The organism is Arthrobacter sp. Edens01 (genome assembly GCF_001307035.1).
Taxonomy (GTDB): Bacteria; Actinomycetota; Actinomycetes; order Actinomycetales; family Micrococcaceae; genus Arthrobacter_B.
In genome coordinates, this window is sequence record NZ_LKIU01000005.1 from 1,307,868 (window position 1) to 1,333,961 (window position 26,094).

Consider the following 26,094-nt stretch of genomic DNA (forward strand, 5'->3'; position numbering starts at 1 on the left):
CTTGTTCAGCTCGGAAGGATCCTTAGGGAAGCACTGACCGGTAGACCTTCAGGGTCGCCTCGGCAATGGCATCCCAGGAGAAGTGCCGGGCGGCACGCTGCCTGCCGGACTCCCCCATCTCCCGGGCGCGTTCCGGGTCTGTGACGACAACCGTCAGTGCCGCGGCGAAATCACGGACGAAGACTTCGGGATCCAGCGGAGTTCCGGTTCCGTCCTGCACCTGTTCGATCGGTACCAGAAGACCCGTCACACCGTCGTCGACGACTTCCGGAATGCCGCCAGTGGCACTGGCGACGACGGCGGTACCGCAGGCCATGGCTTCCAGGTTCACGATTCCCAGCGGTTCATAGATGGACGGGCAGGCAAAGACTGTTGCGGAACTGAGCACCCGAATGAGTTCACTGCGCGGCAGCATGCGCTCAATGACCACGACGCCGGTGCGGGAGCGGGTGAGCTCCTCGATCAGTACTGCCGTTTCAGCTGCCAGCTCCGGGGTGTCCGCCGCTCCCAGGCACAGGACAACCTGGACGCCGGCAGGCAGCAGGGCCGCGGCCCGAAGCAGGTAGGGAACGCCCTTCTGCCGCGTGTTGCGTCCGACGAACACCACGGACGGCGCATCGGGGTCGATACCCAGGGCGCGGACTGCCTCCGGATCATGCTCGGGGCGCCACTGCTCCGTGTCGATCCCGTTGTGCACCACCCGGACCTTGCCGGGTGTGACCTCCGGATAGGCGCGCAGGATGTCTTTCCGCATCCCCTCGGAGACGGCAATGATGGCGGAAGCGGCGTCGTAGGCTGTCTTCTCCACCCAGGAGGACAAGGCATAACCGCCGCCGAGCTGTTCGGCTTTCCAGGGCCGCAGCGGCTCCAGGCTGTGCGCACTCAGGACGTGGGGTACGCCGTACAGCAGTGAGCCCAGGTGGCCGGCCATGTTGGCGTACCACGTGTGCGAATGGATCAGGTCCGTGCCCGCCAGCCCCTGCAGCATGTCCAGGTCGGTGCCAAGCGTCTGCACCGCCGCATTGGCAGCGCCAAGCTCCGCAGGCACCGGATATGCCTGGACCCGGGCGCCGTGGTAATCGGCCTCCCGGGGCGTACCGAAACAATGAACCTGCAGGTCAACCCGGCTGGCCAGCACACGGCTGAGTTCAGCGACGTGCACTCCGGCCCCGCCGTAGATCTCAGGGGGAAATTCCTTGGAAACGATATCTACTCGCACTTGATCAACGTAGTGCACATCGCGCGTGGTGATCTAGTGTGATGGACAGCAAGCTTCCAGTCCGGCAAGGCAAAACAGTTTCTCCCGCAACCCGGGAGCAGTCAGGAGCAGACACATGGCACCGAAGAAAGTCCTGTCCGTAGTGCTTGCAGGAGGCGAGGGTAAACGGCTTATGCCGCTTACCGCTGACCGGGCGAAACCAGCGGTGCCTTTTGCCGGCAAGTACCGGCTCATTGATTTCGCGCTGTCGAACCTGGTCAACTCCGGCTATCTGCAGATAGTCGTGCTGACCCAGTACAAGTCGCACAGCCTGGACCGGCACATCTCAGAGACCTGGCGGCTGTCCACGCAGCTCCAGAACTACGTTGCCTCGGTTCCCGCGCAGCAGCGGGTGGGCAAGAGCTGGTTCCTGGGCAGCGCCAATGCGCTGTTCCAGTCCATGAACCTGATCGACGACGCGCGGCCGGACATCGTCGTCGTGATCGGTGCGGACCACGTCTACCGGATGGACTTTTCCCAGATGGTGGAAGCCCACATTGCCTCCGGAGCCCCGTGCAGCGTTGCTGCCGTCCGGCAGCCGCTGGCCATGGCGGACCAGTTCGGCGTGATTGAAACTGATCCCTCCGATCCGGGCCGGATCGCGGCGTTCGTCGAGAAGCCCTCCAGCACGCCCGGACTGCCGGATGATCCCGGGAGCTTCCTGGCGTCCATGGGCAACTACGTCTTCACCACTGACGCACTGGTTGAAGCCCTGCGGGTGGACGCGGAACGCCTGATCACCAAGCACGACATGGGCGGGGACATCATCCCGTGGTTCGTGGAACGGGGCCAGGCAAACGTCTACGACTTCACCGAGAACATCATTCCCGGGGCCACCGAACGGGACCAGCGCTACTGGCGTGACGTAGGTACCCTGGATTCCTACTACGACGCGCACATGGACCTGATTTCCCCGGTCCCGTCCTTCAACCTGTACAACCTGCAGTGGCCCATCTACACCCGGCAGAGCATTTCCCCGCCCGCAAAGTTCGTTCGGGATTCCTCGTCCCAGCCCGGGACCGCGGTGGATTCGATCGTGGCCAACGGTGCAGTAATTTCGGGCGGAAGCGTCAGCGGATCCGTGCTGGGCCATGACGTTTACGTGGATGCGGGTGCCACCGTCAGTGACAGTGTAATCATGGACGGCGTGCGGGTTGGCGCGGGAGCGGTCGTCCGCCGTGCCATCGTAGACAAGTTTGTCCAGATCCCGCCCGGCGGGACTATCGGTGTGGACCGCGAACTGGACCTGGCCCGCGGCTACACGGTCACGGCGTCCGGACTGACGGTCATCAGCAAAGGACAGACCGTACGCGTGGAGTGACCCGGACCGCCCGATAGCAGGTCGCAGTCCCGTTAGCGGTAAGGTCGAGGTGCACCAGTTTGCCCTCCGCCGTGCGCCCCCCGGCGGACCCACCGCAGAAACGTGATCCATGAGCAGCACAGACCTCAGCCCCGAAGACCTCAGCACCTGCCTTCGGGTCCTCTCCACCATCCATGCCCTGGATGAGGACCATCCGGACCATGTGGCCGTACGCCGGGCCACAGCCAAAATGTTCAAGGCCGTCAAGAAGCACCGGAAGGTGGCCAAGCGGGACGCAGTCGCTGAGGCAGACCGCGCCGTCGTGGCACGCACGGCTACCGGTGCCCCCGACCGCATTGACGACGAGACCAGGGGTGCGCAGCTGCGCAGCTCCGCACACGGTCCGTCTGCCGGTACCCTGCTGAAGCCGCGGAACTGCTACATCTGCAAGCAGCCCTACACCCTGGTGGATGCGTTCTACCACCAGCTCTGCCCCGAATGCGCGGCGTTCAGCCACGCCAAGCGGGATGCCCGGACTGATCTCACCGGACGCCGGGCACTCCTGACGGGCGGGCGGGCAAAGATCGGCATGTACATTGCCCTCCGGCTGCTGCGCGACGGCGCGCACACCACGATCACCACCCGCTTCCCGAAGGATGCCGCCCGCCGTTTCGCCGCGATGGAGGACTCTGCCGACTGGCTGCACCGGCTGAAGATTGTGGGAATCGACCTGCGCGATCCCGCCCAGGTGATTTCCCTGGCTGATGCCGTGGCCGCAGCGGGCCCGCTGGACATCCTCATCAACAACGCCGCGCAGACAGTGCGGCGCAGCTCCAACGCCTATCAGCCGCTCATGGACGCCGAGCTCGAAGAACTTCCCTCCAACGCGGCCATGCCGGAACTCGTGACCTTCGGCAACACCTACAACGCCCATCCCACGGCGCTGGCCGGATCGGTAGCTTCACACCCGGTTCTGGCCGGGGACGCCGTCACCTCCCTGGCACTGACCGCCGGATCCTCATCGTTGTCCCGGCTGGAGGCTGGAACAGCCATCGACGCCGGCGGCCTGGTACCGGACACGGCTCCGATCAATTCCTGGACGCAGGTAGTGGACCAGGTTGAGCCGCTGGAAATGCTGGAGGTGCAGCTGTGCAACGTGACGGCGCCCTTCCTGCTGGTCAACCGGCTCCGCCCTGCGATGGCCGCCGCGCCGGCGCGGCGGAAATACATCGTGAATGTTTCCGCCATGGAGGGACAGTTCTCCCGACGCTACAAGGGGCCCGGACACCCGCACACGAACATGGCCAAGGCTTCGCTGAACATGCTCACCCGCACCAGCGCCGGAGAGATGCTTGAAACGGACGGAATCCTGATGACGGCCGTGGACACCGGATGGATCACTGACGAACGTCCCCACCCGACCAAGGTAAGGCTTGCGGAAGAAGGCTTCCACGCGCCCCTGGACCTGGTAGACGGTGCCGCCCGTGTCTATGACCCGATCGTTATGGGAGAGGCCGGCGAGGACATCCACGGCGTTTTCCTCAAGGATTACCGCCCGTCTGCCTGGTAGCGCGGCGGCGCCGCAGCGCGCCAATGCCCTTGCTGAGCTCGGAGACCACCACGATCACGGCGGCCACACCAATGCAGAACAGCCACTGGTCACTTGTCAGGGGCACGGTGTCAAAGAGTTCTTCCAGCACGCCCAGCTGCACCACCAGGATCTGAAGCAGCACAACGGCACCGAGGGCGAACCAGATGGTCCGGTTGGTGAACGTCTGCAGGGAGAACAGTGATGACGTTTCGCTGCGGACGTTGAGCAGGTTGAACACCTGGAAGAATACAAACGTCGTGAACGCCATGGTGGTGGCGAAGTCCGGCCCGGCAGCCGCACCGTCGGGGAAAATGTCCGGCGCAGCGACCAGCACCCAGCAGGTTCCCGCTGCCATGACCGCGCCGGAAACCAGCAGCCCGAACAGTCGCTGTCCGGTCAGCAGCGGCTCCCGGGGCCTGCGCGGCGGGCTGCGCATCACCTTCGGGTCCGTGGAGTCCACACCAAGGGCAAGCGCCGGCGGTCCATCCATGATGATGTTCACCCACAGAATCTGGATGGCCGTAAAAGGAGCTCCCCCGGCGAATCCAAAGGTCGCGGCGGCAAGGAAAATGAGTACGAATCCCCACGCCGTCGTGAGCTGGAAACGGACGAACTTGAGGATGTTCGCGTAGATTCCCCGTCCCTCACGGACCGCGGCAACTATGGTGGCGAAGTTGTCATCCGTGAGGATCATCCGGGCAGCGCCCTTGGAAACATCGGTACCAGTGATGCCCATCGCAATGCCGATGTCGGCCCGTTTCAGCGCAGGGGCGTCGTTGACGCCGTCGCCCGTCATTGCCACGACGCTCCCGTCCGCCTGCAGCGCCTCCACTACCCGCAGCTTGTGCTCCGGTGAGACTCGGGCCAGCACCCCCACCTTGGGGGCAAGTTCCTGGAGCTCCTCGTCGCTGAGCGTATCCAGCGCGGAACCCGACACGGTCTCCCCCGGTATGCCCAGGTCCTTGGCGATCGCCGAAGCGGTGACCAGATGGTCTCCGGTAATCATGTGGACCTTAATGCCCGCGGACCGGGCCTCCTCAATGGCGTCCCGGGCCTCCCGGCGGGGCGGATCCATAATGCCCACCACGGCGAATAGCACCAGCCCGGAAACGCTTTTGCGCAGCTCTGCCGGGTCTTCGGGAGGGGCCTGCGCGAGCTGCCGTCCGGCCACAGCCAGGGTCCGCAGCCCCGAGTCCGCGATTGCCTCCACCTCCGCGAGAAGCAGATCGCGGCGTTCCTGCGTGAGGGGTTCCAGGCCCTCCGGTGCGGCCACCTGCGTACACAGGTCGAGGACGACGCCGGGTGCCCCCTTCACATGGCAGACGATGTCCCCCGGAGTGCGCTCACTGGTGTTGAAGGTGGCCATGTACTTGTACTCGGAGTCGAACGGGACTTCAGCGATCCGGGGGTGCTCCGCCCGGGCACCGACCGGGTCAATACCGCCTTTCTCGGCAAGTACCACCAGCGCCCCTTCCGTGGGGTCTCCGGAAAGCACACCGTCCGTGACCGAAGCGTCATTGCACAGGACCATGGCCAGATAGGCTTCTGTCAGCGCCGGCACTTCCCCGCCGTCGGGACTGAGGATTTTGCCTTCCGCGCTGTAGCCGGTACCGGTGACGCGGAACCGCCGCCCGGTTGCGGAAATGATCCGGCGCGCAGTCATCTCGTTCAGGGTCAGTGTGCCGGTCTTGTCGGTGCAGATCTGGGAGGTCCCGCCCAGCGTCTCGACGGCGGAGAGCTGCTTGATAATCGCGCCGCGGGCCGCCAGCCGGGAGGCACCCATGGCCAGGGTGAAAGCAACCACGGCCGTCAGGCCCTCCGGGATGGTGGCCACGGCCAGGGACACCGATGTCAGCAGCAGTGTATTCAGGTCTTCACCGCGGAGCAGCCCAAGGACAAAGACCAGTCCAACCACGCCCAGCGCAATCCAGGTCAGCAGGGCTGCCAGCTGGTCAATGCTTCGCTGGAGTGTGGTTTTCTCATTGGCGGTGCTTCCCAGCAGATGGGCGATTCTGCCCATCTGGGTGCCCATCCCGGTAGACGTCACGACCAGCACGGCCCTGCCGCGGCTAATGTCCGTGCCCATGTAGAGCATGCCGTGCCGGTCTGCCACCGGTGAATCCGCGGGCTGTACGGACGCCGCGTCCTTGTTGACGGGCTGGGACTCCCCTGTGAGGGCTGCCTCCGCGGCCTGCAGCCGCACGGCCTCCAGAAGCCTGCCGTCAGCGGGAACGGAGTCGCCGGCCTCCAGCAGCACGATGTCCCCCGGGACCAGGTCTGTGCGCGGGATGGTGGCGGTGCTGCCGCCGCGACGGACGCGTGTGGTGCCAACATCAGTGCGCCGCAGGGCTTCGAGGCTGTTCTCGGCGCGGCGTTCCTGGACGTAATTGAGGCAGGTGTTGAGGATAACGACGGCGAGGATCACCACTGGCGTCTCGAGGTCACGGGACACGACGGCGCTGAGTACAGCCGCTGCCAGCAGCACCAGGATCAGGCGGTCTGACAGCAGTGCCAGGATCTTCCGCCAGGCCGGGACCGGCGGCCGTCCGGCAAGTTGGTTGGCCCCGTATTCCGCGCTCCGCCGGGCAACCTGCTGCTCGGTGAGCCCCGTGGCCGTGTCGGTCCCCAGCGCCGCGGCAACCTCGGCGGCGGGGGCGGTCCACGGCTCGGGGACGGGAGGGTCGGCTGCGCCGGTTACCGGCTCGCCGGCCCCGGAAGTGCTGAACTTCTGCATGGGCTGCCCCTGTGCTCGGAGGGCGAACTGGTCCGGATCAGTTTAGCAACGGGGCTGTGGTTCCCTGCAGTGCCCCGGTGCTTTCGGAGGGCGGGTACCTGACATACAGCTGCTGCCCCTAGGAGTGAAGTGGAATTGAACCCGCTTCTCGGGGATGGTTGGAGGATGCCCGAACCCGCCGCGCTCCGCGCGAAACTGCCAGGCCTCGCCGCCGCTGCTGCTGCCGTAGCTGTCTGCCTGGTGCTGCACCGGCTGCTCCCCGCCATTCCGGTGCTGACAGCCGCCGTTGTGCTTGGACTGCTCGCAGGGAATCTGCCCGGCGCGGCTGCCCTGTCCGCGGGACCGTGGCGCCCGGGGCTGGCGCTCTCCGCCAAGAAGTTACTGCGCCTGGGCATTGTGCTCCTTGGACTCAAGGTCTCCCTGATGGACATCGCAGGACTTGGCTGGCTGACAGTCCTGCTTCTGGTAGGCCTGGTTGGCTTCGCCTTCGCGGTCACGTACTGGATCTGCCGGGCCTTCCGGCTCCCCGGGGAACAACCAGTGCTCATGGCGGCGGGTTTCTCCATCTGCGGAGTTTCCGCCGTCGGAGCCGTGGCCGCAGTTCGGCAGGTGCGCCAGGAACAAACCGCTGTTCCCGCGGCCATGGTGACCCTCTGCGGAACTCTGGCGATTGCCGTGCTGCCCGTTTTGGGAGCGGTGCTCGGCCTTACACCGGAGGTCTTCGGCTTCCTGGCCGGTGCTTCCGTCCATGACGTCGGCCAGGTAGTTGCCACAGCCCAAACCGGGGGTGCAGCCGCACTCGCGCTGGCCGTGGTCGTGAAACTGGTGCGGGTCCTGATGCTCGCCCCTGTCAGCGCACTCGCGGGTCTCCAGCACCGGCGGCGTTCCGGCGGAGAAGGGAAAATGCCTCCGCTGATTCCGCTCTTCGTGGCCGGATTCCTGGCGGCTGTGCTGCTGCGGTCAACAGGCCTCCTGCCGGTGTCCGTCCTGGAGGCCGCTGCCTTGATCCAGGAACTGCTGTTTGCCGCAGCCCTGTTTGGCCTGGGCGCTTCAGTGGACTTCCGCCGGCTCGCGCGGACCGGCGCGCCCGCCGCAGCTGCCGGACTTATCTCGTGGGCGGTGCTGGTGGGCGCGGCCCTGTTGCTCGCGGTGCTGCTGGTTCCTGCTGCCTGATCTTGTTGGTCCTGCGATCGCGGGCCTAGGCTCAGGCTTCAATCCACTTTCTTGCCGACAGCAGGGGGCGTTATGGGCCAGGCGGTCACCGCCCGCCGTGCACCGGCCCACGCCGGAAGCGGCGGGCAGGAACAAGTGAGCGCGGGTGTTCTGCCGCGGGTGGCGGGATACGTTTGGTGCGCAGCGATTCTCTGGCTCCTCGGCTCCAACATTGTGGCGCCTTCGTTCGGTTCAACGCGTTACCAGACCCTGGCTGCGCTGCTTGCGGCTGCCGCGATCCTGTTGCTCACGCTCGGTGTGCCGTGGCTGCTGGCCAGGCTGGATATGGTGTTCAGGCGTCACAGCTGGGTGCTGGTCATCGGGTCTGTTGCCGGCTGGGGAGCAGTTTTCGCTGCTATCGCCCGGCTGGCTGATGCTGTCCGTCTTCCTCCGGACTGGGACGCCTATCCAGTCTTTAACTCTGCCGCCGCCCTGGCCGCAGAGAATACGGACGAAGCGAATCACAGCTATTTCCGGGTCAATCCCAATAACGTCCTGCTGACGCTCCTGCTCAGCCGGTATCTGGCCGCCGCTGAGGACCTGGGCTCGGTGGACCTGCGGCAGTCGGCAGCGTACCTGAGCGCCGGAGTCCTCTTTTGCGGGATGATCCTCACCTATGCGGCCGCCGCCATGATCGCCGGCCGTCAGGCCGCGCGGCTGACCTTGGTTCCGTCGCTGGCGTTGACCGGGGCCTCGCCATGGTTGCCTGTGCTCTACTCGGACACCGCAGGTCTGGTGTTTCCAGTGCTGATCCTCTGCCTTCTGCTGCTGGCAGGAAAGTCAGTGCTTTGGCTCCGTCTGGTGCTGTGGGCACTGGCAGGTGCGCTGTCTGCAGCCGGCTACGGAATCAAACCCACGGTGCTGGCAGTCCTGGCCGCGGCAGTGCTGGTGGGCTTGTTTTCCCTGCGCGGGCCGACGTGGAAACGCCAGCTTTTGGGCACACTGCTCACCGCCGCGGTCGCCGCCGCGGCATTCGGCGGCATGCGCCAGGCGGTCCACTCGTGGGAGCAGTCTTCCGGCATTTACGGAGCCGGAGGTACTGCCGAAGCTGCTCTTCCACCGACGCATTTCCTCAAGGTTGGAGCCCAGCATTATCCGGGACCGTACGGGGAGTTTTATGGAGCCTTCAACCAGGCGGACCTTTCCGGCACGCTGGAGTCAGCCCCCGGCCAGGAACGGTTCAACGCAGGGCTGGAAGCCTACCGGGACCGGGTCACCGCCATGGGACCGGCCGGCTACGCGGGATTCCTGAACGCGAAACTCCGCTGGATCACGGGTGACGGTTCGTTCTTCAGCTGGGGTGAAGGACAGATGAAGGCGGAGAACTTTCTCGCCGATGATCCCCTGAGCCGCACTATCCAGGATTTCTATGGACCGGGCCGTCCGGGCTTTGATTTCCTGCGCAGCGTCTGGCAGGGAACCTGGTTCATCGTCCTCGCCCTCTGCGGCGCAGGGTTGTTCCTTCGGAGCCCGGCGCTGGTTTCCCAGCCTGCGGCGATAGCCCGGATCAGCCTGGCATGCCTGTTCGTATTCCTGATGTTCTCTGAGGGAAGGGCCCGCTTCCTGTACCTGTACGTACCCTTTTTCATCGTCCTCGGCAGCCTGTCCCTGCTTCGCCTGCAGCAGCTCGTTCGCGGGCATCCGGCCAGGCACCGTGAGCGTCGGAGAGGACAAGCTCCCTCATCAGCGGCCGAAGTGGTTGAATGAACTGGTGTCTAACGAAAACCTGAGCCGCGATGAAGCTGCCGCCCGCTCCGCCCTGCTGAGAGTCGATTCCTACGATGTCGAGCTGGATCTCGGCAACGCCGCCGACCCGGCTGCCGCCGGGTTTCGGTCGCGCAGCACCATCACTTTCGACTGTTCCGAAGAAGGCGCCTCCACCTTTCTGGACTTCATCCACGGCGGCATTGACGCCGTCGTTGTCAACGGCCGGGCCTACGATCCCGTGGAGACGGTGGACGGCTCAAGGGTGCTTCTGCGCAACCTCCAGGTCGGAACCAACAAGGTCAGTGTCGAGGGAACAGCGCTCTACAGCCGCAGCGGGGAAGGCCTGCACCGCTTCACGGATCCCGCTGACGGCAGGACCTACCTCTACACGCAGTATGAACCGGCGGATTCACGGCGGGTTTTTGCGAACTTTGAACAGCCGGACCTCAAGGCTTCCTTCACCTTCCACGTGATTGCCCGCTCGGACTGGGAAGTCGTCTCCAACGGAGTCGAAGCTGCACGCACTCCGCTTGGGGACGGAAGCCTGAGCCGCTGGGATTTCTCCGCCACGCAGCGGATCTCCACCTACATCACCTGTATCCTCGCGGGTCCGTACTTCAAGGCACAGGACATGTGGAGCACGACCCTCCCGGACGGTACGGATCTCATGGTTCCCCTCGGGGCGTACTGCAGGGCTTCCCTCGCCGAGCACTTCGATGCCGAAAACATTTTTGACACCACCAAGCGCGGCCTGGACTACTTCCACGGGCTCTTCGCCTACCCCTACCCCTTCGGAAAGTACGACCAGGCGTTTGTTCCTGAGTACAACCTCGGTGCCATGGAGAACCCAGGCCTGGTGACCTTCACGGAAGCCTACGTCTTCCGGACCAAAGCCACAGAGGCGCAGTACGAGGCCAGGGCCAACACCATCATGCATGAGATGGCGCACATGTGGTTCGGCGACCTGGTGACCATGCAGTGGTGGGACGACCTCTGGCTGAAAGAATCCTTCGCGGACTACATGGGCGCCCTCGCTGTGGACGAAGCCACTGACTGGACGAACTCCTGGGTTAGCTTTGCGAACCGGCGCAAAGCCTGGGCCTACGTACAGGACCAGCTACCCACCACGCACCCCATCGTCGCGGACATCCCCAACCTCGAAGCTGCCAAACAGAACTTCGACGGAATCACCTACGCCAAGGGCGCCTCAGTGCTCAAGCAGCTGGTGGCCTACGTGGGGTTTGAAGCCTTCATCGAGGCATCGCGCACGTACTTCTCCCGGCATGCCTGGGGCAACACCACCCTGGCGGACCTGCTTGACGTCCTCGGGGATGCTTCCGGCCGGGACATGAGCGAATGGTCCAGGATGTGGCTGCAGACCGCAGGCGTACCGGTCCTGGCCGTCGAGGCTGAGACAGCGCCGGACGGGACGTATACGTCTGTCGCTGTGCGCCAGGACGCGCCGGATCCTGCCAGCGGCGAGCAGATGCCCCGCCCGCACCGCATCCGCCTGGGCTCCTACGATTTCGCGGCGGACGGTTGGCTGGAGCGTACCGGCACTGTGGAGATCGACGTCGCAGGCCGGCGCACCGAGGTGCCCGAGCTGGTGGGAGCGCAGCGCCCGGCGCTCCTGATTCCGAACGACGGCGATCTGACCTACGCCAAGATCCGGTTTGATCCGGAGTCGCTGGCTACCCTGCTCGAATCCATGGAGCGGCTGCGGGATCCGCTGTCCCGCGCGATCAGCCTCTCGGCTCTCTGGAACAGCGTTCGTGACGGCGTGCTTTCGGCCCGGGACTACGTGCGGCTGGTAATCCGCACCGCTCCCTCTGAATCCGGTGCCGGGGTGAAGCAGGTCCTTCTGGACAACGCCCGCGCCGCCGTCGAGCGTTATGCCCCGGCGGAGATACGCAGTGAACTCCGCGAACAGCTGTTCACGGCCGTTGCCCAGCAGCTCGCCGATGCTCCGGCAGGCAGCGACAGCCAGCTCATCCTGGCCAGGACCGCAGCAGCCCTCGCACGCTACAGCACGAGCCATAACGCACTTCTGCGTGGACTCCTGTCCGGAGAAGTCTCCTATCCCGGGCTGGGCGTGGACACAGACCTGAGGTGGAGGCTGTGGCAGGGGCTGGCGGGTACGGGATCTGCCGGACCGGAGGAGCTCAAGACGGAGCTGGCATCAGACAACACCGCTGCGGGCCGGGTGGGTTATACCGTTGCTGCGGCGGCGCTCCCCGACCCTGAGGTCAAGGCCGCTGCCTGGACTGCGGCAGTGCACACCGAGGATCTCTCCAACGAACTCCTTTCAGCGACGATCGAAGGGTTCAGCATAGGCGGGCATGAACTCCTTGATCCGTTCATACCCGACTACTTCGCTTCCCTTACCGATGTCTGGGCCAGCCGCAGCATCGAGCTCGCCTCGAGGGTCGTAGCGGGGCTGTATCCGTCTGCCCAGGACCTGCCGCTGCATACGGTGCCCGCAGACCACCCGGTGCTGCTGCTTGGCCAGGAATGGCTGGAAACAAACCCCCGGGCCCCGGGAGCCCTTCGTAGGATCATCATCGAGGCGCAGGACCAGCTGCTGAGGGCGCTGCGGGCCCAGGCTGCTGCGCGCTAGCCAGAATACATTCCCCCTGCTGCCGGTCGGCCGGCAGCAGGGGGGCATTCAGCAGCAACCGCGGTACGGCTACCGGTGCATTGCCACGCTGAGCAGGAACGCGGAGTCTTCGACCGCAGTCACGGCATGGCGTGCCTGCGGAACAATCAGCAGATCGCCGGCCGAGCCTTCCCAGCTCTCCCCCTCCGAGTTGAGGGTAATCCGTCCCTTGAGCACGGTAATGGTGGCCTCTCCGGGATTCTCATGCTCATCCAAAGCGAAACCGGCGGCCAGTGCGATCACCGTCTGGCGCAGAACGTGTTCATGCCCTCCGTATACAGTGGCTGCGCTTCTGCCGGACGACGCCTGCCGCGCCGTTTCCAGATTGTTCCGAACGAGGGCCGTTAGCGACTTCTTCTCCATGCCGGGAAGTCTAGATGCCCGGTCAAAGGTTAGATAGCCGGACCTACGGGACGCGGTTGATCCACTCCGAGGTGTCGAACTTTTCGGCGACCTTTTCTCTGGCACGTTCCATTTCGTGTTCGGAGAGGCCCGTCGTCTTGGCCCCGTAGCGCTCCGCGAAGGTCTGCATCATGGTGTCCAGGATCTCCTCGCGGCTCAAACCGGTCTGCCTCCGGAGCGGGTCCACGCGCTTCTTGGCACTGCGTGTCCCCTTATCGGAGAGCTTCTCCTTGCCGATACGCAGGACTTCCACCATCTTGTCAGCGTCAATGTCGTAGGACATGGTCACATGGTGCAGCATGCCGCCGGAGCTCAGGCGCTTCTGTGCCGCTCCGCCAATCTTGCCCTCGTCAGTGGCTATGTCATTGAGCGGCTGGTACCACGCCTTGATGCCCAGACGTTCCAGGGACTCCATGACCCACGCATCCAGGAACGGATAGGAATCAGCGAAACTCAGGCCGTCCACCAGGGACTGCGGAACATACAGGGAATACGTGATCGCGTTGCCGTGCTCCATGAACATCGCTCCACCGCCGCTGATCCGGCGCACCACCGTCACGCCGTGGCGCTCCGCGCCTTCCGGATCCACCTCATTGCGCAGTGACTGGAAGCTGCCGATCACCACGGACGGCGATTCCCACTCCCAGAAGCGCAGGGTTGGGTTGCGCCTGCCCGCTCCGACCTCTTCGGCAAGGACCTCATCCATGGCAACGTGCATGTGGGTGGACAGCGGAGTGGGCGGAATGATCTCCCATTCGTGGTCTCCCCAGCTTGTGGCCTTGGCCAGGGCGCGGCGCACCGTGATGGCCACCGCTTCGGGCGAGAACCCGAACAGAACGGCGTCGGGACGCAGGCGGGCGCGTACAGCCTCTGCGATCTGCTCTGCCGTACTCTCGGCAGAGAGTCCGTTCAGGGCCGAGTTGATTTCTCCGAGCGCGTCGTCCGGTTCAAGAAAGAAATCTCCACTGAGCGAAACTGAGTCCAGCTCTCCGTCCTTCACCTGGAGATCCACCACGACAAGTTTGCCTCCGGGAACCTTGTACTCCCCGTGCCGGCTGCCGTCGTGTGCTTCACTCATGGTGTTCCTCCTGGAAGAAAATCCCGGCCGTTCCGACGGCGCAGGTATGACGTAAACGAAAGGTCCGTCCGGATCATTCCGGACGGACCTTTCAATTCTAGGCTGCTGGCTGGTAGCGGTAAGGCTACTTCTTGCCGCCGAAGCCCTTGAAGCGTGCGTTAAAGCGCTCCACGCGGCCGGCGGAGTCCATGATGCGCTGCTTGCCCGTGTAGAACGGGTGCGATGCGGAGGAGATTTCCACCTCGATCAGCGGGTAGGTGTTGCCGTCTTCCCACTCGATCGTCTTGGAGGACGTTGCGGTGGAGTTGGTCAGGAACGCGGTGTCGGACGCAAGGTCACGGAAGACTACCGGCGCGTATGTGGGGTGGATGTCAGACTTCACAGTAATACCTTCTCTAGGTGACTGGATTTTGCCAGGCACAATGGGGTTCAAAGCTCTTCAGGCCAATTGGCCAACAATCAATCTTAGCGCAAGGTGCACGGATATGCGCAAAAGCGGTACACCGTGCCTTCCGAGGCTAGCGCAGCGGCCCGGTGCTCCCCCAGCCGGTAATCTCCGCGCGGATTGAGGTGGCAATCCCCCGGGTTCGTCCCGCATGCTCAATCAGGAGCGGACGGTAGAGCTCGTCCAGGGTCAGGGTGAGGGCACCGGAGAAATCCCCCGGGTTTTCCGGCTCTACGACTGCGGTAAGCCGGGTGGCGGAAACTCCCATGTAATCAACCGCGTACTCGACGGAGGCCGGATTGCCGGATTTGATCAGCCCGGCCAGCCTGTCCGGGTTGGCAGTGAGTTCGGCTGCATCAACTAATACGGCAGCGTAGGACTCTTCTGCCCCGCCCGACGCATCGGCCCGAACCGATGAATCTCCCGTGCGCAGCGTGCGCATCCCGCTTTCCACGGAAATCTCCAGCTCACCGTCCGTGCTGCGCAGCATCATCCCGAAATCGCTGCCGGTACGGAAATCCATTGTGTAGCTGCCCGGGGGCAGCCAGCTGGCCGTGGTGGCCACGGTCTGCTGGGCGCCGTTTCCGGCCCTCATCGCCGAGGCCACGCACTCGGCCGCGTCGGCGCTGGGGAAAGGCCGGGCTTCCTCACGAAGGAGCCACTGGCAGGCAGCCTGGACTTCCTCTGCCATGCCGGCCTGTGCGCCGCTAACGCTCACCTGCATGGGCTCCGGCTCGGGCGCAGGCTCGGGTTCCGGCTCGGCCGTCCGTACTTTCGCCTGCGGGGGAACCGGAGCGGGGGCCGGGGGCACGGTGGTCTGCGTGGTTTCCCTTGACGCAATCTGATCTGCTGTTGGGCCGCAGGCTGCAACCGCCGGGACCATGCCCGCGGCCAGGCACAGCGCAGCGATTCTGTACCGCCCCGGGCGGCGCTTGCGACCTGTCATTCCCTGCCCCCGGACGCTTCAGAGTGTGATGCTTCGTGCAGGCCCAAGTGTTACACCAATATCCGCTGGATATAAGGGTGGGCGTTCCTACAAAACCCTGCACTCCCAAAAGGCAACGGCACTTGCGGCGGCGACATTCAGCGAGTCCACTCCGCGCTGCATGGGTATGCGGACGCTGACGTCCACTGCCGAGATTGTCCCCGCCGAGAGGCCGTCCCCCTCGGTGCCAAGGACGAGCGCGAGTTTCTCGTGGCGCTGGGCGCCAAGCTGCTGAAGCGTGAGCGAGTCGTCCCGGAGAGCCAGCGCGGCCGTCACGAAACCGGCTTCACGGAGTTCGGTCAGGGCGCCCGGCCAGGATTCGAGCCGGTGCCACGGCACCTGGAACACTGTGCCCATGCTGACTCGAATGGCCCTGCGGTAGAGCGGGTCCGCGCACCTGGGGCTGACGAGGACGGCGTCAACGCCCAGGGCCGCAGCGGAACGGAAGATCGCACCGATGTTCGTATGGTCCACAATGTCTTCGAGGATGGCAATCCGCCGTGAAGAAGCCAGCAGCGGCGCCAGCTCCAGCGGGGCTGGACGCTGCATGGCAGCCAGGGCACCGCGGTGCAGATGGAACCCCGTAATTGCTTCGAGCACCTCGGGTGTTCCCACGTAGGCAGGCGTACCCGGAAACCGGTCCAGGATGTCCTGCAGGTCGGGAAGCCACTTTTCGGCCAGGAAGAAGGACCTGGGAATGTGGCCGGCGTCGATGGCCCGCCGCAGGACCTTCGAGGATTCGGCGATGTACATGCCTTCGGCCGGCTCGCGAAGCCTGCGAAGGGAAGTGTCTGTCAGTCGGGTGTAGTCGGAGACGCGCGGGTCACCGGCTGATTCAAGGTGGATGAGGCTCACTTAGAAAACCATAATCCACAGTGCCCCGAGGCCCAGCAGCACGATCACCGTACGCAGCACAACGGGGTGCAGCCGGCGCCCGACGGCGGCACCGATGAAGCCGCCGATCAGTGAGCCGACGGCGATCAGCGCCACGACCGGCCAGACGATCCGGTCGAAGGCAAACAGCATGTACGACGCCGCTGCCACCAGGTTCACTCCCAGAACCAGGATGTTCTTGACGGCATTGGCGTTCTGGAGCGTCCCGTGCAGGAAGATGCCGAGGATACCCACCAGCAGGATGCCCTGCGCCGCCACGAAGTAGCCGCCGTAGACGCCTGCCAGGTAGATCAGCACTGTCAGCGTCCAGGACGGTCTGGCGGGCCCCTGCAGCACTGTTCCGGGTTCGGCGCTCCGGGCTGCCCGCTCGCGCACCCAGGACTGCAGCTTGGGCTGGAAGACGACGAACAGCAGTGCCACGACGATCAGGAACGGGGCGACGGTTCCGAACACGTCCTCTGGCAGGTGCAGCAGCAGCCAGGCTCCGGTGATGCCGCCGAGAATCGAGGCGGGCAGCAGGCGGAGAAGCGTGCCGCCAAGTCCCGCAAGTTCCCTGCGGTAGCCCCAGGACCCGGCGATGTTGCCGGCTACCAGGCCCATGGCGTTGCTGATGGTGGCGGCGACCGGCGCGTAGCCGAGGGCCACCAGCACCGGGAACGTCACAAGTGTTCCGGAGCCAACGATTGCGTTGATGGTTCCGGCCCAGAGGCCGGCGAAAAGTACCAGGGCGTCATGAAGCCACCCTGCGGAAGACAGGAGCATGGAGGAGCAGCTGCTTACCGGCGCGCGGTTGCGCTGTAGCGTCCTGCTGCGTCGCGCTGCACGGTGAGCGGCAGGTCAAACGCGGTGCTCAGGTGTTCCTCGGTGAAGACGGTGTCGATCTCACCGGCTGCCACAACGGCGCCGTCCCGCATGAGCAGTGCGTGGGTGAATCCCGGCGGTACTTCTTCGAGGTGGTGGGTGACCAGGACGATCGCGGGTGCCTCTTCATCGGCTGCCAGATTCGCCAGGCGCTGCACAAGGTCTTCGCGGCCGGCCAGGTCCAGGCCTGCAGCCGGTTCATCCAGCAGCAGCAGCTCAGGATCGGTCATCAGTGCCCGGGCGATCTGGACGCGCTTGCGTTCGCCTTCGCTGAGCGAGGAGAAGCGGCGGTTGATGTAGGTGGACATCCCCCAGTCGTGCAGGAGGTGGAAAGCGCGCCGCTCATCGAGCTTTTCGTACTTTTCACGCCAGCGTCCGGTCATGCCGTAGGCAGCAGTCAGCACCACGTTGAGGACGGTTTCGTGCTCGGGAATCTGGTTCGCCAGTGCCGCGGAGGCCAGCCCAATGCGGGGACGCAGCTCAAAGACATCCACAGCGCCAAGGACTTCCTCAAGGATCCCGGCCATGCCGCGGGTGGGATGCATCCGGCCGCCGGCGATCTGCAGCAGTGTAGTCTTGCCGGCTCCGTTGGGTCCCATGATGACCCAGCGTTCGCCTTCCCTCACCTGCCAGTCAACGCCGTCCAACAGGGTCTTTCCGCCCCGGACGACACTTACTCCGGCAAATTCAAGAACATCACTCATAGCAGTAGACACTAGGCTAAAGAAAGGCGCGTTGGCGAAACGCGACGCCGCCGCATGTCCGCACGGCCGTGTCTACCACCGGCCGCTCTTTCCCGCACGCAGAATGGAACCCGCATGTCCCCGAATGCCTCTCCGGAGTACAGCGTTGTCAGCTACGGACGCGAATTGGCTGACGCCTACCTCGGCAGTGTCCAGCAGGCCGTTGTTGCTGCCGGTGCACGGATCGTTGAACTGGAGAACGCGGAGGGGGACGGCTATGTGGCCTCGAAACTGTTTGTAACCTACGACGGCGGCCTGGAAGCGCTGCGCCTCGCGGTCGCGTCAGCTGCCGCCGCAGCGCTCGACGGCGGTGCAGCGCAGGCGTCAAGCGCCGTCGTCCCCGCTTCGCTGATCCAGCCGGGCCGCAAACTCCTCGTTATGGATGTTGACTCCACGCTGATCAAACAGGAGGTCATTGAACTGCTCGCAGCACATGCAGGCAAGGAAGAAGAAGTTGCTGCCGTGACCGAAGCCGCCATGCGCGGTGAGCTCGACTTCGCACAGAGCCTCCACGCCAGGGTGAAGACACTGGCCGGGCTGCCGGAGTCTGTGATCGCTGAAGTGGGGACCAGGATTGAACTCTCCGACGGCGCGGAGGCCCTGGTGAAGGCCTTCCTGTCCGCCGGGCATGCCGTGGCCGTTGTTTCCGGAGGATTCAACCAGGTCCTTGCCCCGCTTGCGCAGCGGCTGGAACTGACTTGTGCCCGGGCCAATGAACTGGGAGTCGAAAACGGCGTCCTGACCGGCAAAGTTGCCGGTCAGGTGGTGGACCGGGCGGTGAAGGCTCACTCACTTCGGCAATGGGCCGCGGAACTGGGCGTCCGGGAAGACCAGACGATCGCTGTGGGTGACGGCGCGAACGACCTGGACATGCTTGCGGCGGCCGCACTGGGCGTGGCGTTCAATGCCAAGCCGGCTGTGCAGGCCGCCGCAGATGCCGTGCTGAACCTGCCCAGCCTGGACGTGGTGCAGCACTTCGTGAAGCTGTAGCGCCTAGGCGCTGAGGTAGTCCGCTCCGCCCACATACTCGGTGTGGCCGGTGGGTACATCGGCAAGAGCCATGCGGGCTACCTCGGCGGCGAATTCCTCGACGGAATAGAGCCGGCCGGCTTCTTCCCGGCGTGCTTCAATCGCTCCGGGGTTGGCACGGTCGAGCAGGGTTGCCGTGACGGTTCCTTCGATCATGTCGCCGGAAACAACCACCAGGGAAATGCCCTTCTCCTCCAGCTCGCCGATCATGGCGCGCAGGGCATCCTCGCCTGCGCGCTTGCTGCGGGCCACCGGCTCGTACTCGGGCATGGTGGGAACCGTGTTGATGAAGTGGGCCTGGTGGCTGGTAACGAAAACCACCCGGGAACCGGGCTTCATCTGCGCGGCTGCAGCGGTGAGCATGTTCACCTGGGCATCGCGGTTGAGCTTGAGCGCGTAGTTATCCTCCACTCCGGTCTCCATTCCGCCGGAGGCGTTCAGGACCAGCAGGTCCAGGCTCCCAAAGGAGTTTAGTGCCGCTTCGACCAGTGCTGCCGGACCTTCGGGGGACGTCAGGTCGGCACCCACGGCAACAGCGCGGCCCCCTGCCGCTTCAATCCCGGCAACCACCTTGTTGGCCCGGGGCGCCTTCTGGCGGTAATTGACCACTACCCCGGCACCTTCAGCGGCCACCAGTTTGGCGACCTCCGCTCCGATGCCGCGGGAAGAACCGGTGACGATTGCGCCCTTGTGCTCAAGCTGGCCCATAAAAACTCCTTTGTGGAAATTGGCTAAAGACGTGCTCACTGGTTCCCATCCTGCCAGCCGGTGCGTGCCCGTGCGTTGGTGGAAACCTCCAAGGAATACCCTGCCCGGGTGCGCGCAGGCTAGTGGCCCATTCCTAGTCCGCCGTCCACGGGGATGACAGCGCCGGAGATGTAGCCCGCTTCCGGACCGGCAATCCAGCGCACGACGGCGGCGACCTCCTCAGGCGCGGCAAAGCGGCCGGCGGGGATGGAGGACAGGTAGTTCTTCTGGGTGTCCTCCGGCAGGGAGCGGGTCATGTCCGTGTCGATGAAGCCGGGAGCCACAACATTGGCGGTGATGTTGCGGGAGCCCAGTTCCCGGGTCAGCGACCGGGCAATTCCCACCAGTCCAGCCTTGGAGGCGGCGTAGTTGACCTGGCCCGGCGAGCCGTACAGTCCCACTACAGAGGAGATGAGGACCACGCGGCCGCGGCGCAGCTTCAGCATCCCCTTGGACGCACGCTTTACCACCCGGAAGGCGCCGGTCAGGTTTGTGTCTATGACGTCGGTAAAGTCATCCTCGCTCATGCGCAGCAGCAGGGTGTCCCTGGTGATTCCCGCGTTGGCGACCAGCACCTCAACGGGGCCGTGGGCTGCTTCGACCTCGGTGAAGGCGGCATCAACGGACGCCATGTCCGTCACATCGGCCTTCACTCCGAGCATGCCCTCCGGGACGTCTCCGCTGCGGTAAGTAATGGCGACTTTGTCTCCGGCTTCGACGAACGCTTTGGCGATAGCCAGGCCTATGCCCCGGTTGCCGCCGGTAACGAGGACGCTGCGGCCGGCCTGGGTCTGGGAATCGTTCTGCACAAAAAATCCTTACGTTTAGGGTCGGGGCGTGAGAATCCGATCCTATCGGCGCCGGAGGCAACTACAAGTTCGCCAGCGGCAGTGAGACAATGGGGAAATCTGTTTGGAGAGTGAAGACCCAGTGATGTCCGGAGATGGTTCAGAAATGACCAAGGGATGAGCAAGCTATCCCGCCGCAGCGTCCACGTTCCGCGGATTACGGACGCCCGCTCGGCGCACACCGATGAGATGCATGCGCGCATGGTCAAATACACGATTTCCATGAGCATCCGCATGGTCTGCTTGTTCCTGCTTTTCTTCGTCCACGGCTGGATGCTGTGGGTGGTAGTGGCGGGCGCAGTCGTGCTCCCGTGGTTCGCCGTCGTCATTGCCAACGGAGGCAGTGACAGCAGCAACCTTGGCGGAGACTCCCCCTACGAGGCTGCCGCTCCGCAGCAGCTCGAGGCACGGGTTTCCGACGCTCCCGAGAATCCCGGAACCACCGTTCTGAGTGGCGAGATTGTCGAAGATCACGGCCCCGCGGGCCGGGGTACGGCGGCGCCGGGAGCATGAACCTGCTTGACTCACTGTCCGGCGGCACGCCGGGCGAAGACCGTGCCCGCTGTTCCCGGAAGGGCTGCCGTGCAGACGCAGACTGGCAGCTGCTCTGGAACAACCCCAGGATTCACACCCCTGAACGACGTAAAATATGGCTTGCATGCGGCGAACACCGCAGCTGGCTCGAAGAGTACCTGCAGGCCCGCTCCCTGTGGAAAGAGACGCTCCCCCTTGCCGGGGACGCCGGAACCGAAAGCGACACACCGTAGATGTACAAGTTCCTCCTGTCCAGCCGCTGGCTTGGATGGTTTGTCCTGGTGTGTGCGCTGGCAGCAGTCTGCGCCTTTCTTGGCACTTGGCAGCTCGAACGCCGCGACGCTGTCCGTGAGGACATTGGCTGGGTGGAAACGAACTACTCGGCGGAACCGGTTTCCTTCCAGGAAGCTGCCGGTTATTTCAAGGAGTTTGACCCGTCGGCCGAATGGCTCCCGGTAGAACTGACCGGCTCGTATGACACGGCAAACCAGCGGATTGTGCGTAACCGTCCGCTCAACGGACGTCCCGGCTACGAAGTGCTGGTGCCGCTGAGACTCGCTGACGGTACTGCCGTCGCCGTGAACCGCGGCTGGCTCGCGATCGGCAACAACGAGGCAGGATGGCCGGACGAGGTGCCTCCGGCTCCGGAGGGCGAAGTCACCGTCACGGCCCGCCTGAAGCCTGCCGAACCCGCCCTGCTTCGCGGCGCTCCCGAAGGACAGCTTGCCTCGATCGATCTCGCTGAGTACCAGGACCAGATCGGTTACCCGCTTGAACAGGCCGCCTACGTGCTGATGGACACGGAAGATCCGGCTCCTGCCACGCGTCCCGAAGCTGCGCCAAAGCCGGACCTGGACGAAGGCCCGCATCTTTCGTATGCGCTCCAGTGGTACGCCTTCGGACTGCTGTTCTTTGTAGGCTTCGGCTACGCCGCCCGCCAGGAGGCCTGGAACATCATTGAGGCCGGCGAAGAGGATGACGAGGACTGGGACGACGACGATGAAGTCCACTCAGCAGCGCCTCTCCCCCGCCGCACACGGCCGGTCCGCAAACGGCGTGGAACCACAGGTGAAGAAGAAGAGGACGCGATCCTCGACGCCCAGGGATACTAGCGTTCAACAGGCATAAAAGTGGCCGCGCACCCCATGAGGGGCCGCGGCCACTTTCGCGTCTGCGGACACTAAGCCAGCGTGACGAGCTCCAGGTAACCTTCGTTCCAGTGGTCCTCGTCGCCGTCGGGAAGCAGGACAACCCGTTCCGGGTTCAGCGCGGCAACGGCACCCTCATCGTGGCTCACCATAACGACGGCGCCGGAATAGTTGCTCAGGGCGCCCAGGATTTCCTCACGGGAAGCAGGGTCCAGGTTGTTCGTTGGTTCGTCCAGGAGCAGCACATTCGCTGAGGAAGCCACAATGGTGGCCAGCGCCAGGCGCGTCTTCTCACCGCCGGAGAGGACTCCGGCAGGCTTATCAACGTCGTCGCCGCTGAACATAAAGGAACCCAGGACGCTGCGGACCTCCGCATCGTCCATATCCGGTGCGGCGGAGCGCATGTTCTCCAGCACGGTGCGGTCGGTATCCAGGGTTTCGTGTTCCTGGGCGTAGTAGCCGATTTTCAGTCCGTGGCCGGGAATGATGCGTCCGGTATCGGGGATGTCCACACCGGCCAGCATGCGCAGCAGGGTGGTCTTGCCGGCGCCGTTCAGGCCAAGGATGACTACCTTCGAACCACGGTCAATCGCCAGGTCCACGTCCGTGAAGATCTCCAGCGAGCCGTAGCTCTTGCTGAGGCCTTCAGCCATCATGGGGGTCTTCCCGCAGGGGGCGGGATCCGGGAAGCGGAGGGCGGCAACCCGGTCCGTGGCGCGGACAGCGTCGAGGCCGCTCATCAGCCGGTCCACGCGCTTGAGCATGCTCTGGGCGGCGGACGCACCCGACGCACGGGCCTTCATCTTGTTGGCCTGGGCCAGCAGGGCACCGGCCTTCTTCTCCGTGTTGGCGCGCTCACGCTTACGGGCGCGTTCGTCCGTCTCACGCTGGACCTTGTAACGCTTCCAGTCCATGTTGTAGATGTCGATCGTGGCGCGGTTGGCGTCCAGGCTGAAGACCTTGTTGACCGTTGCTTCCAGCAGGCCGGTGTCGTGGCTGATCACGATCAGGCCGCCGGTGTGGTTCTTGAGGAACTCGCGCAGCCAGGCGATTGAATCGGCGTCGAGGTGGTTGGTGGGCTCATCGAGGAGCATGGTCTCGGCGTCGGAGTACAGGATCCGGGCCAGCTCAACACGGCGGCGCTGGCCGCCGGAGAGTGTCTTCAGCGGCTGGTTCAGCAGCCGGTCCGGCAGGGCCAGGTTCGCGCAGATGGTCGCGGCCTCGGACTCTGCGGCATATCCGCCGGCGGAGAGGAACTCCGCTTCGAGCCGGTCGTAGCGCTTCATGGCCTTGTCAGAGACCTTCGAATCGTCGCTGGCCATTTCGTCCTGGCACTTCTTCAGCTCCGTGAGGACCTTGTCCAGGCCGCGGGCGGAGAGAATGCGGTCCCGGCCCAGCTGTTCCATGTCCGGTGTGCGCGGGTCCTGCGGCAGGTAGCCGATATCCCCGGTGCGCTTGATATGTCCGGCGGCCGGAAGCGTTTCGCCTGCCAGCACCTTGGTCAGCGTGGTCTTACCGGCGCCGTTGCGTCCCACCAATCCAATCTTGTCCCCTTTGTCCACACGGAATGAGACCGCTTCCATGAGCAGGCGTGCACCGGCACGAAGCTCGAGTTCAGATACGGCAATCACTAAGGAGGGACCTTTCGAAGGGTGGGTTCTACGCAGGTTGTACGCGGATGCCGCGAAGGCAGCCTTTCAAGTCTACCGGTTCGGGACGATTTGTAGGAACCCGACAACGGTGGACGGGCAGTCCCCGGTCTAGTCTCGGATTCACCGGGGTGATTCTCCCGGCGCCCTGAGGCGAATGTTGTAGGACACCGACGAAATGAGCCCAAATGACCGCTGTTCCTGAACCCACTGCGCCTGCCGCCCCGGCCTCCCCTTCCCGGGAGGGCGGAAACGGCTCGACTGGGCCTTCCGGACGGCAGTTTCCATCATCACGGCCGCGGTGGGGCGCCGTGGACCTGTCCTACATCGCAGTCTTTGCCGCCCTGGTCGCCGCATTTTCGCTGCTGCCCGGGATTCCGCTCCCCGTAGGCGTGCCGATCACCCTGCAGACCCTCGCGGTAATTCTCACCGGAATGGTCCTCGGTCCGGGCCGGGGCACCGCAGCCGTGGGGCTTTATCTGGTTGCCGGCCTGGCCGGCCTGCCGGTCTTCAGCGGCTTCCGCTCCGGCATTGGCGTCCTGGCGGGACCATCCGCCGGGTACCTGCTCGCGTTCCCCCTGGCGGCCCTGGTGGTGGGCCTGCTGACCCGCGCCCTGATGGGCCGGATCCGTCGCGCCCGCTTCGCTGTGCTCTTCGCCGCCGGGCTGCTCACCAGCTTTTCGGTGGTTCATCCCCTGGGCATCGCAGGCATGATGCTCAATGCAAAGCTCAGTTTTCCTGCCGCTGTTGCTGCTGATATGGCCTTCTGGCCCGGAGACGTGGTCAAGAATCTCCTGGCAGCCGCGGTTGCAGTCAGTGTCTTCGCAGCCTTTCCCCGGATGGTTCCGGGTACCAGGCAGGTCCGCCGCTGATGGTTGTCCGCTTTGAGGAGGCTGCAGTCGAGGTGCAGGACGCAGAATCGGGTCCCCAAACCATCCTGCATCCGGTCTCCCTGACCCTTGCTGAGCAGCGGATTGCGGTCATTGGTGCGAACGGCTCGGGGAAATCAACGCTTCTGCGCCTGATCAACGGTCTGCTGCTGCCCTCCAGCGGCAGCGTGAGCGTCGACGGCGCTGATACAGTCCGCAGCGGAAGCGAGGTGCGGGGCCGTGTGGGTTTTGTCTTCACGGATCCGCTCTCGCAGCTGGTGATGCCTACCGGGCGGAACGACGTCGAGCTTTCACTGCGGCGCAGCGTGCGGAATGCACGCGAACGCCGGGTGGCCGCGGAGAAGGTGCTGGACCGTTTTGGCCTGCTGCAGCTGGCGGACCGCAGCATCTATGACCTCTCAGGCGGTGAACGCCAGCTGATGGCGCTGGCTGCCGTGCTGGCCACGGATCCTGCCGTGCTGGTGGCAGATGAACCGAGCACCCTCCTGGATCTGCGTAACACTGCCCGGCTGCGGGCCATCCTTGCCGCACTCCCCCAGCAGGTCATCTTCACCACCCATGACCTTGAGTTTGCAGCCGACGCTGAACGGGTGCTGGTAGTGGACGAAGGCTCCGTGGTGTTCGACGGCCCGGCTGCGGAAGGCATTGCAGCCTACCGGCAGCTGGCGGCCCGCGCAGGCCAGTGGGCGGAGTGACCTGATGAGGAGCACCAGGCATCTGGGCGAGTACCGGGCCGGGAACTCTATGGTGCACAGGGCCCCGCTGTGGCTTAAGGCAGCAGTTGTTGTGGTGGTATCCGGGGGCACGCTGTTCGCTGCCCGGCCGCTTGCCACGGCAGCGGCTGCGGCCCTGGTTGCGGCTGTCTACGCTGCCGCAGGACTGCTGCGCGAGCTGCCGCGGCCGCTCAGGCTAATGTGGCCGGTCCTGGTACTCATCGCCGGCTTCCAGCTGTGGCACGCTGGTGCTGCGTCCGCCGTGACCGTGGCCGGGAACATTATGGTCTGCGTTGCGGCCGCCCGCCTGGTGATACTCACCGTGCCGGTACCGCAGCTGCTGGACGGGGCAGTGGCCCTGGTGCGGCCCCTGCGGGTGCTTGGGGCGGACCCGGAGCGCTTTGGGCTGGCACTGGCCCTGATGCTGCGCAGCATTCCGTACCTGCTGGGCTCAGCTTCCGATGTCCGGGATTCTGCCAGGGCCCGGGGACTCGAACGGAATCCGCGCGCTCTCGCGGTCCCGGTGGTGATCCGGGCTGTGGCGTACGCACAGCAGACAGGCGAAGCATTGGCCGCAAGGGGAATCGGCGAACCGGAGCGCGGCCTAAAAGACTAAAGGCGGCACGCAAAAGGGCGGGCACCTCCGAAGAGATGCCCGCCCTTTTGTCTT

Annotated in this window: 24 protein-coding genes; 12 read left to right on the top strand and 12 right to left on the bottom strand. The window is 64.7% G+C overall.

Going from position 1 to position 26,094, the window contains the following annotated elements; all coding sequences use genetic code 11:
* Positions 1–22 precede the first annotated feature (22 nt).
* Positions 23–1,219 carry a glycogen synthase gene (gene glgA, locus AO716_RS12260; RefSeq protein ID WP_055241107.1) on the bottom strand — a complete coding sequence of 399 codons (1,197 nt, stop codon included), beginning with the start codon at positions 1,217–1,219 and terminating at the stop codon, positions 23–25.
* A 115-nt stretch (positions 1,220–1,334) separates the two neighbouring features.
* Between glgA and glgC the strand changes: the two genes are divergently transcribed.
* Together glgC and AO716_RS12270 are read left to right on the top strand one after the other, a co-directional pair.
* On the top strand, positions 1,335–2,579 hold the full coding sequence (gene glgC / locus AO716_RS12265; protein ID WP_055241109.1) for a glucose-1-phosphate adenylyltransferase: 1,245 nt from the start codon (positions 1,335–1,337) through the stop codon (positions 2,577–2,579).
* Between the two features lie 109 nt (positions 2,580–2,688).
* The gene (locus tag AO716_RS12270) at positions 2,689–4,128 is read left to right on the top strand and encodes an SDR family NAD(P)-dependent oxidoreductase (RefSeq protein ID WP_055241111.1); all 1,440 of its coding nucleotides are present in this window, start codon (positions 2,689–2,691) and stop codon (positions 4,126–4,128) included.
* Here the strand turns inward: AO716_RS12270 and AO716_RS12275 are convergent.
* Positions 4,100–6,883, bottom strand: coding sequence for a cation-translocating P-type ATPase (locus AO716_RS12275; RefSeq protein ID WP_082413531.1), 2,784 nt, complete (start codon positions 6,881–6,883; stop codon positions 4,100–4,102). The genes AO716_RS12270 and AO716_RS12275 overlap by 29 nt on opposite strands.
* A 165-nt stretch (positions 6,884–7,048) precedes the next feature.
* Between AO716_RS12275 and AO716_RS12280 the strand changes: the two genes are divergently transcribed.
* Genes AO716_RS12280 through pepN form a run of 3 tightly spaced genes read left to right on the top strand, consistent with a single transcriptional unit; the run spans position 7,049 to position 12,419 of the window.
* The gene (locus tag AO716_RS12280; protein WP_055241113.1) at positions 7,049–8,056 is read left to right on the top strand and encodes a YeiH family protein; all 1,008 of its coding nucleotides are present in this window, start codon (positions 7,049–7,051) and stop codon (positions 8,054–8,056) included.
* A 51-nt stretch (positions 8,057–8,107) separates the two neighbouring features.
* Positions 8,108–9,802 (top strand): hypothetical protein, encoded by a 1,695-nt coding sequence (locus AO716_RS12285; RefSeq protein ID WP_152969957.1) that lies wholly within the window; start codon positions 8,108–8,110, stop codon positions 9,800–9,802.
* 4 nt (positions 9,803–9,806) lie between these two features.
* Positions 9,807–12,419: an aminopeptidase N gene (pepN, locus tag AO716_RS12290; protein ID WP_055242237.1), complete on the top strand. Its 2,613-nt coding sequence runs from the start codon at positions 9,807–9,809 to the stop codon at positions 12,417–12,419.
* A 69-nt stretch (positions 12,420–12,488) separates the two neighbouring features.
* On the opposite strand, the gene AO716_RS12295 is transcribed toward pepN, so the two are convergent.
* From AO716_RS12295 to AO716_RS12325, 7 genes are all read right to left on the bottom strand, one after another.
* Positions 12,489–12,821 carry a cupin domain-containing protein gene (locus AO716_RS12295; protein ID WP_055241117.1) on the bottom strand — a complete coding sequence of 111 codons (333 nt, stop codon included), beginning with the start codon at positions 12,819–12,821 and terminating at the stop codon, positions 12,489–12,491.
* A gap of 43 nt (positions 12,822–12,864) precedes the next feature.
* Positions 12,865–13,938, bottom strand: a complete 1,074-nt coding sequence (locus AO716_RS12300; RefSeq protein WP_055241119.1) for a biotin/lipoate A/B protein ligase family protein — start codon at positions 13,936–13,938, stop codon at positions 12,865–12,867.
* Between the two features lie 124 nt (positions 13,939–14,062).
* On the bottom strand, positions 14,063–14,320 hold the full coding sequence (locus AO716_RS12305; RefSeq protein ID WP_055241121.1) for a type B 50S ribosomal protein L31: 258 nt from the start codon (positions 14,318–14,320) through the stop codon (positions 14,063–14,065).
* Positions 14,321–14,456: 136 nt separating this feature from the next.
* On the bottom strand, positions 14,457–15,329 hold the full coding sequence (locus AO716_RS12310) for a hypothetical protein (protein WP_152969958.1): 873 nt from the start codon (positions 15,327–15,329) through the stop codon (positions 14,457–14,459).
* 87 nt (positions 15,330–15,416) lie between these two features.
* On the bottom strand, positions 15,417–16,223 hold the full coding sequence (locus AO716_RS12315; protein WP_055241125.1) for a TrmH family RNA methyltransferase: 807 nt from the start codon (positions 16,221–16,223) through the stop codon (positions 15,417–15,419).
* Entirely contained in the window at positions 16,224–17,024 is an 801-nt protein-coding gene (locus AO716_RS12320) for a sulfite exporter TauE/SafE family protein (RefSeq protein WP_055241128.1), read from the bottom strand.
* Positions 17,025–17,038: 14 nt separating this feature from the next.
* A complete protein-coding gene (locus AO716_RS12325) occupies positions 17,039–17,827 on the bottom strand; it encodes an ABC transporter ATP-binding protein (RefSeq protein ID WP_055241130.1) in 789 nt (262 codons plus the stop codon).
* Between the two features lie 114 nt (positions 17,828–17,941).
* Between AO716_RS12325 and serB the strand changes: the two genes are divergently transcribed.
* Positions 17,942–18,856, top strand: coding sequence for a phosphoserine phosphatase SerB (gene serB, locus AO716_RS12330; protein WP_055241131.1), 915 nt, complete (start codon positions 17,942–17,944; stop codon positions 18,854–18,856).
* A gap of 3 nt (positions 18,857–18,859) precedes the next feature.
* Here the strand turns inward: serB and AO716_RS12335 are convergent, their stop codons facing one another.
* On the bottom strand, positions 18,860–19,603 hold the full coding sequence (locus AO716_RS12335; protein WP_055241133.1) for an SDR family oxidoreductase: 744 nt from the start codon (positions 19,601–19,603) through the stop codon (positions 18,860–18,862).
* 119 nt (positions 19,604–19,722) lie between these two features.
* The gene (locus tag AO716_RS12340) at positions 19,723–20,451 is read right to left on the bottom strand and encodes a beta-ketoacyl-ACP reductase (protein WP_055241136.1); all 729 of its coding nucleotides are present in this window, start codon (positions 20,449–20,451) and stop codon (positions 19,723–19,725) included.
* A gap of 156 nt (positions 20,452–20,607) precedes the next feature.
* Here AO716_RS12340 and AO716_RS12345 point away from each other — a divergent pair, with 156 nt between their 5' ends.
* The 3 genes from AO716_RS12345 to AO716_RS12355 are packed head-to-tail and all read left to right on the top strand — an operon-like array spanning position 20,608 to position 22,136.
* Entirely contained in the window at positions 20,608–21,003 is a 396-nt protein-coding gene (locus AO716_RS12345; RefSeq protein ID WP_055241138.1) for a DUF3099 domain-containing protein, read from the top strand.
* On the top strand, positions 21,000–21,257 hold the full coding sequence (locus AO716_RS12350) for a hypothetical protein (protein WP_055241141.1): 258 nt from the start codon (positions 21,000–21,002) through the stop codon (positions 21,255–21,257). The genes AO716_RS12345 and AO716_RS12350 overlap by 4 nt, the downstream gene beginning before the upstream one ends.
* Positions 21,258–22,136 carry an SURF1 family protein gene (locus tag AO716_RS12355; RefSeq protein ID WP_055241143.1) on the top strand — a complete coding sequence of 293 codons (879 nt, stop codon included), beginning with the start codon at positions 21,258–21,260 and terminating at the stop codon, positions 22,134–22,136.
* Positions 22,137–22,204: 68 nt separating this feature from the next.
* On the opposite strand, the gene AO716_RS12360 is transcribed toward AO716_RS12355, so the two are convergent.
* Entirely contained in the window at positions 22,205–23,803 is a 1,599-nt protein-coding gene (locus AO716_RS12360) for an ABC-F family ATP-binding cassette domain-containing protein (protein WP_055241144.1), read from the bottom strand.
* 329 nt (positions 23,804–24,132) lie between these two features.
* On the opposite strand from AO716_RS12360, the gene AO716_RS12365 reads away from it, so the two are divergent.
* From AO716_RS12365 to AO716_RS12375, 3 genes are read left to right on the top strand one after another with little or no spacing between them, the layout of a single operon-like run.
* The gene (locus AO716_RS12365) at positions 24,133–24,693 is read left to right on the top strand and encodes a biotin transporter BioY (protein ID WP_055242239.1); all 561 of its coding nucleotides are present in this window, start codon (positions 24,133–24,135) and stop codon (positions 24,691–24,693) included.
* Complete coding sequence (locus AO716_RS12370) at positions 24,690–25,406, top strand: energy-coupling factor ABC transporter ATP-binding protein (RefSeq protein ID WP_414826586.1); 717 nt, start codon at positions 24,690–24,692, stop codon at positions 25,404–25,406. The genes AO716_RS12365 and AO716_RS12370 overlap by 4 nt, the downstream gene beginning before the upstream one ends.
* Before the next feature lie 4 nt (positions 25,407–25,410).
* Positions 25,411–26,040: an energy-coupling factor transporter transmembrane component T gene (locus tag AO716_RS12375; RefSeq protein ID WP_055241149.1), complete on the top strand. Its 630-nt coding sequence runs from the start codon at positions 25,411–25,413 to the stop codon at positions 26,038–26,040.
* Positions 26,041–26,094: the final 54 nt, after the last annotated feature.

Bases quoted from the DNA above. Each gene is read 5' to 3' on its own strand.
- glgC (WP_055241109.1), top strand. From the start codon at position 1,335: ATGGCACCGAAGAAAGTCCTGTCCGTAGTGCTTGCAGGAGGCGAGGGT.
- AO716_RS12270 (WP_055241111.1), top strand. From the start codon at position 2,689: ATGAGCAGCACAGACCTCAGCCCCGAAGACCTCAGCACCTGCCTTCGG.
- AO716_RS12275 (WP_082413531.1), bottom strand. From the start codon at position 6,883: ATGCAGAAGTTCAGCACTTCCGGGGCCGGCGAGCCGGTAACCGGCGCA.
- AO716_RS12280 (WP_055241113.1), top strand. From the start codon at position 7,049: ATGCCCGAACCCGCCGCGCTCCGCGCGAAACTGCCAGGCCTCGCCGCC.
- AO716_RS12295 (WP_055241117.1), bottom strand. From the start codon at position 12,821: ATGGAGAAGAAGTCGCTAACGGCCCTCGTTCGGAACAATCTGGAAACG.
- AO716_RS12300 (WP_055241119.1), bottom strand. From the start codon at position 13,938: ATGAGTGAAGCACACGACGGCAGCCGGCACGGGGAGTACAAGGTTCCC.
- AO716_RS12310 (WP_152969958.1), bottom strand. From the start codon at position 15,329: ATGACAGGTCGCAAGCGCCGCCCGGGGCGGTACAGAATCGCTGCGCTG.
- AO716_RS12320 (WP_055241128.1), bottom strand. From the start codon at position 17,024: ATGCTCCTGTCTTCCGCAGGGTGGCTTCATGACGCCCTGGTACTTTTC.
- AO716_RS12325 (WP_055241130.1), bottom strand. From the start codon at position 17,827: ATGAGTGATGTTCTTGAATTTGCCGGAGTAAGTGTCGTCCGGGGCGGA.
- serB (WP_055241131.1), top strand. From the start codon at position 17,942: ATGTCCCCGAATGCCTCTCCGGAGTACAGCGTTGTCAGCTACGGACGC.
- AO716_RS12335 (WP_055241133.1), bottom strand. From the start codon at position 19,603: ATGGGCCAGCTTGAGCACAAGGGCGCAATCGTCACCGGTTCTTCCCGC.
- AO716_RS12345 (WP_055241138.1), top strand. From the start codon at position 20,608: ATGAGCAAGCTATCCCGCCGCAGCGTCCACGTTCCGCGGATTACGGAC.
- AO716_RS12350 (WP_055241141.1), top strand. From the start codon at position 21,000: ATGAACCTGCTTGACTCACTGTCCGGCGGCACGCCGGGCGAAGACCGT.
- AO716_RS12355 (WP_055241143.1), top strand. From the start codon at position 21,258: ATGTACAAGTTCCTCCTGTCCAGCCGCTGGCTTGGATGGTTTGTCCTG.
- AO716_RS12375 (WP_055241149.1), top strand. From the start codon at position 25,411: ATGAGGAGCACCAGGCATCTGGGCGAGTACCGGGCCGGGAACTCTATG.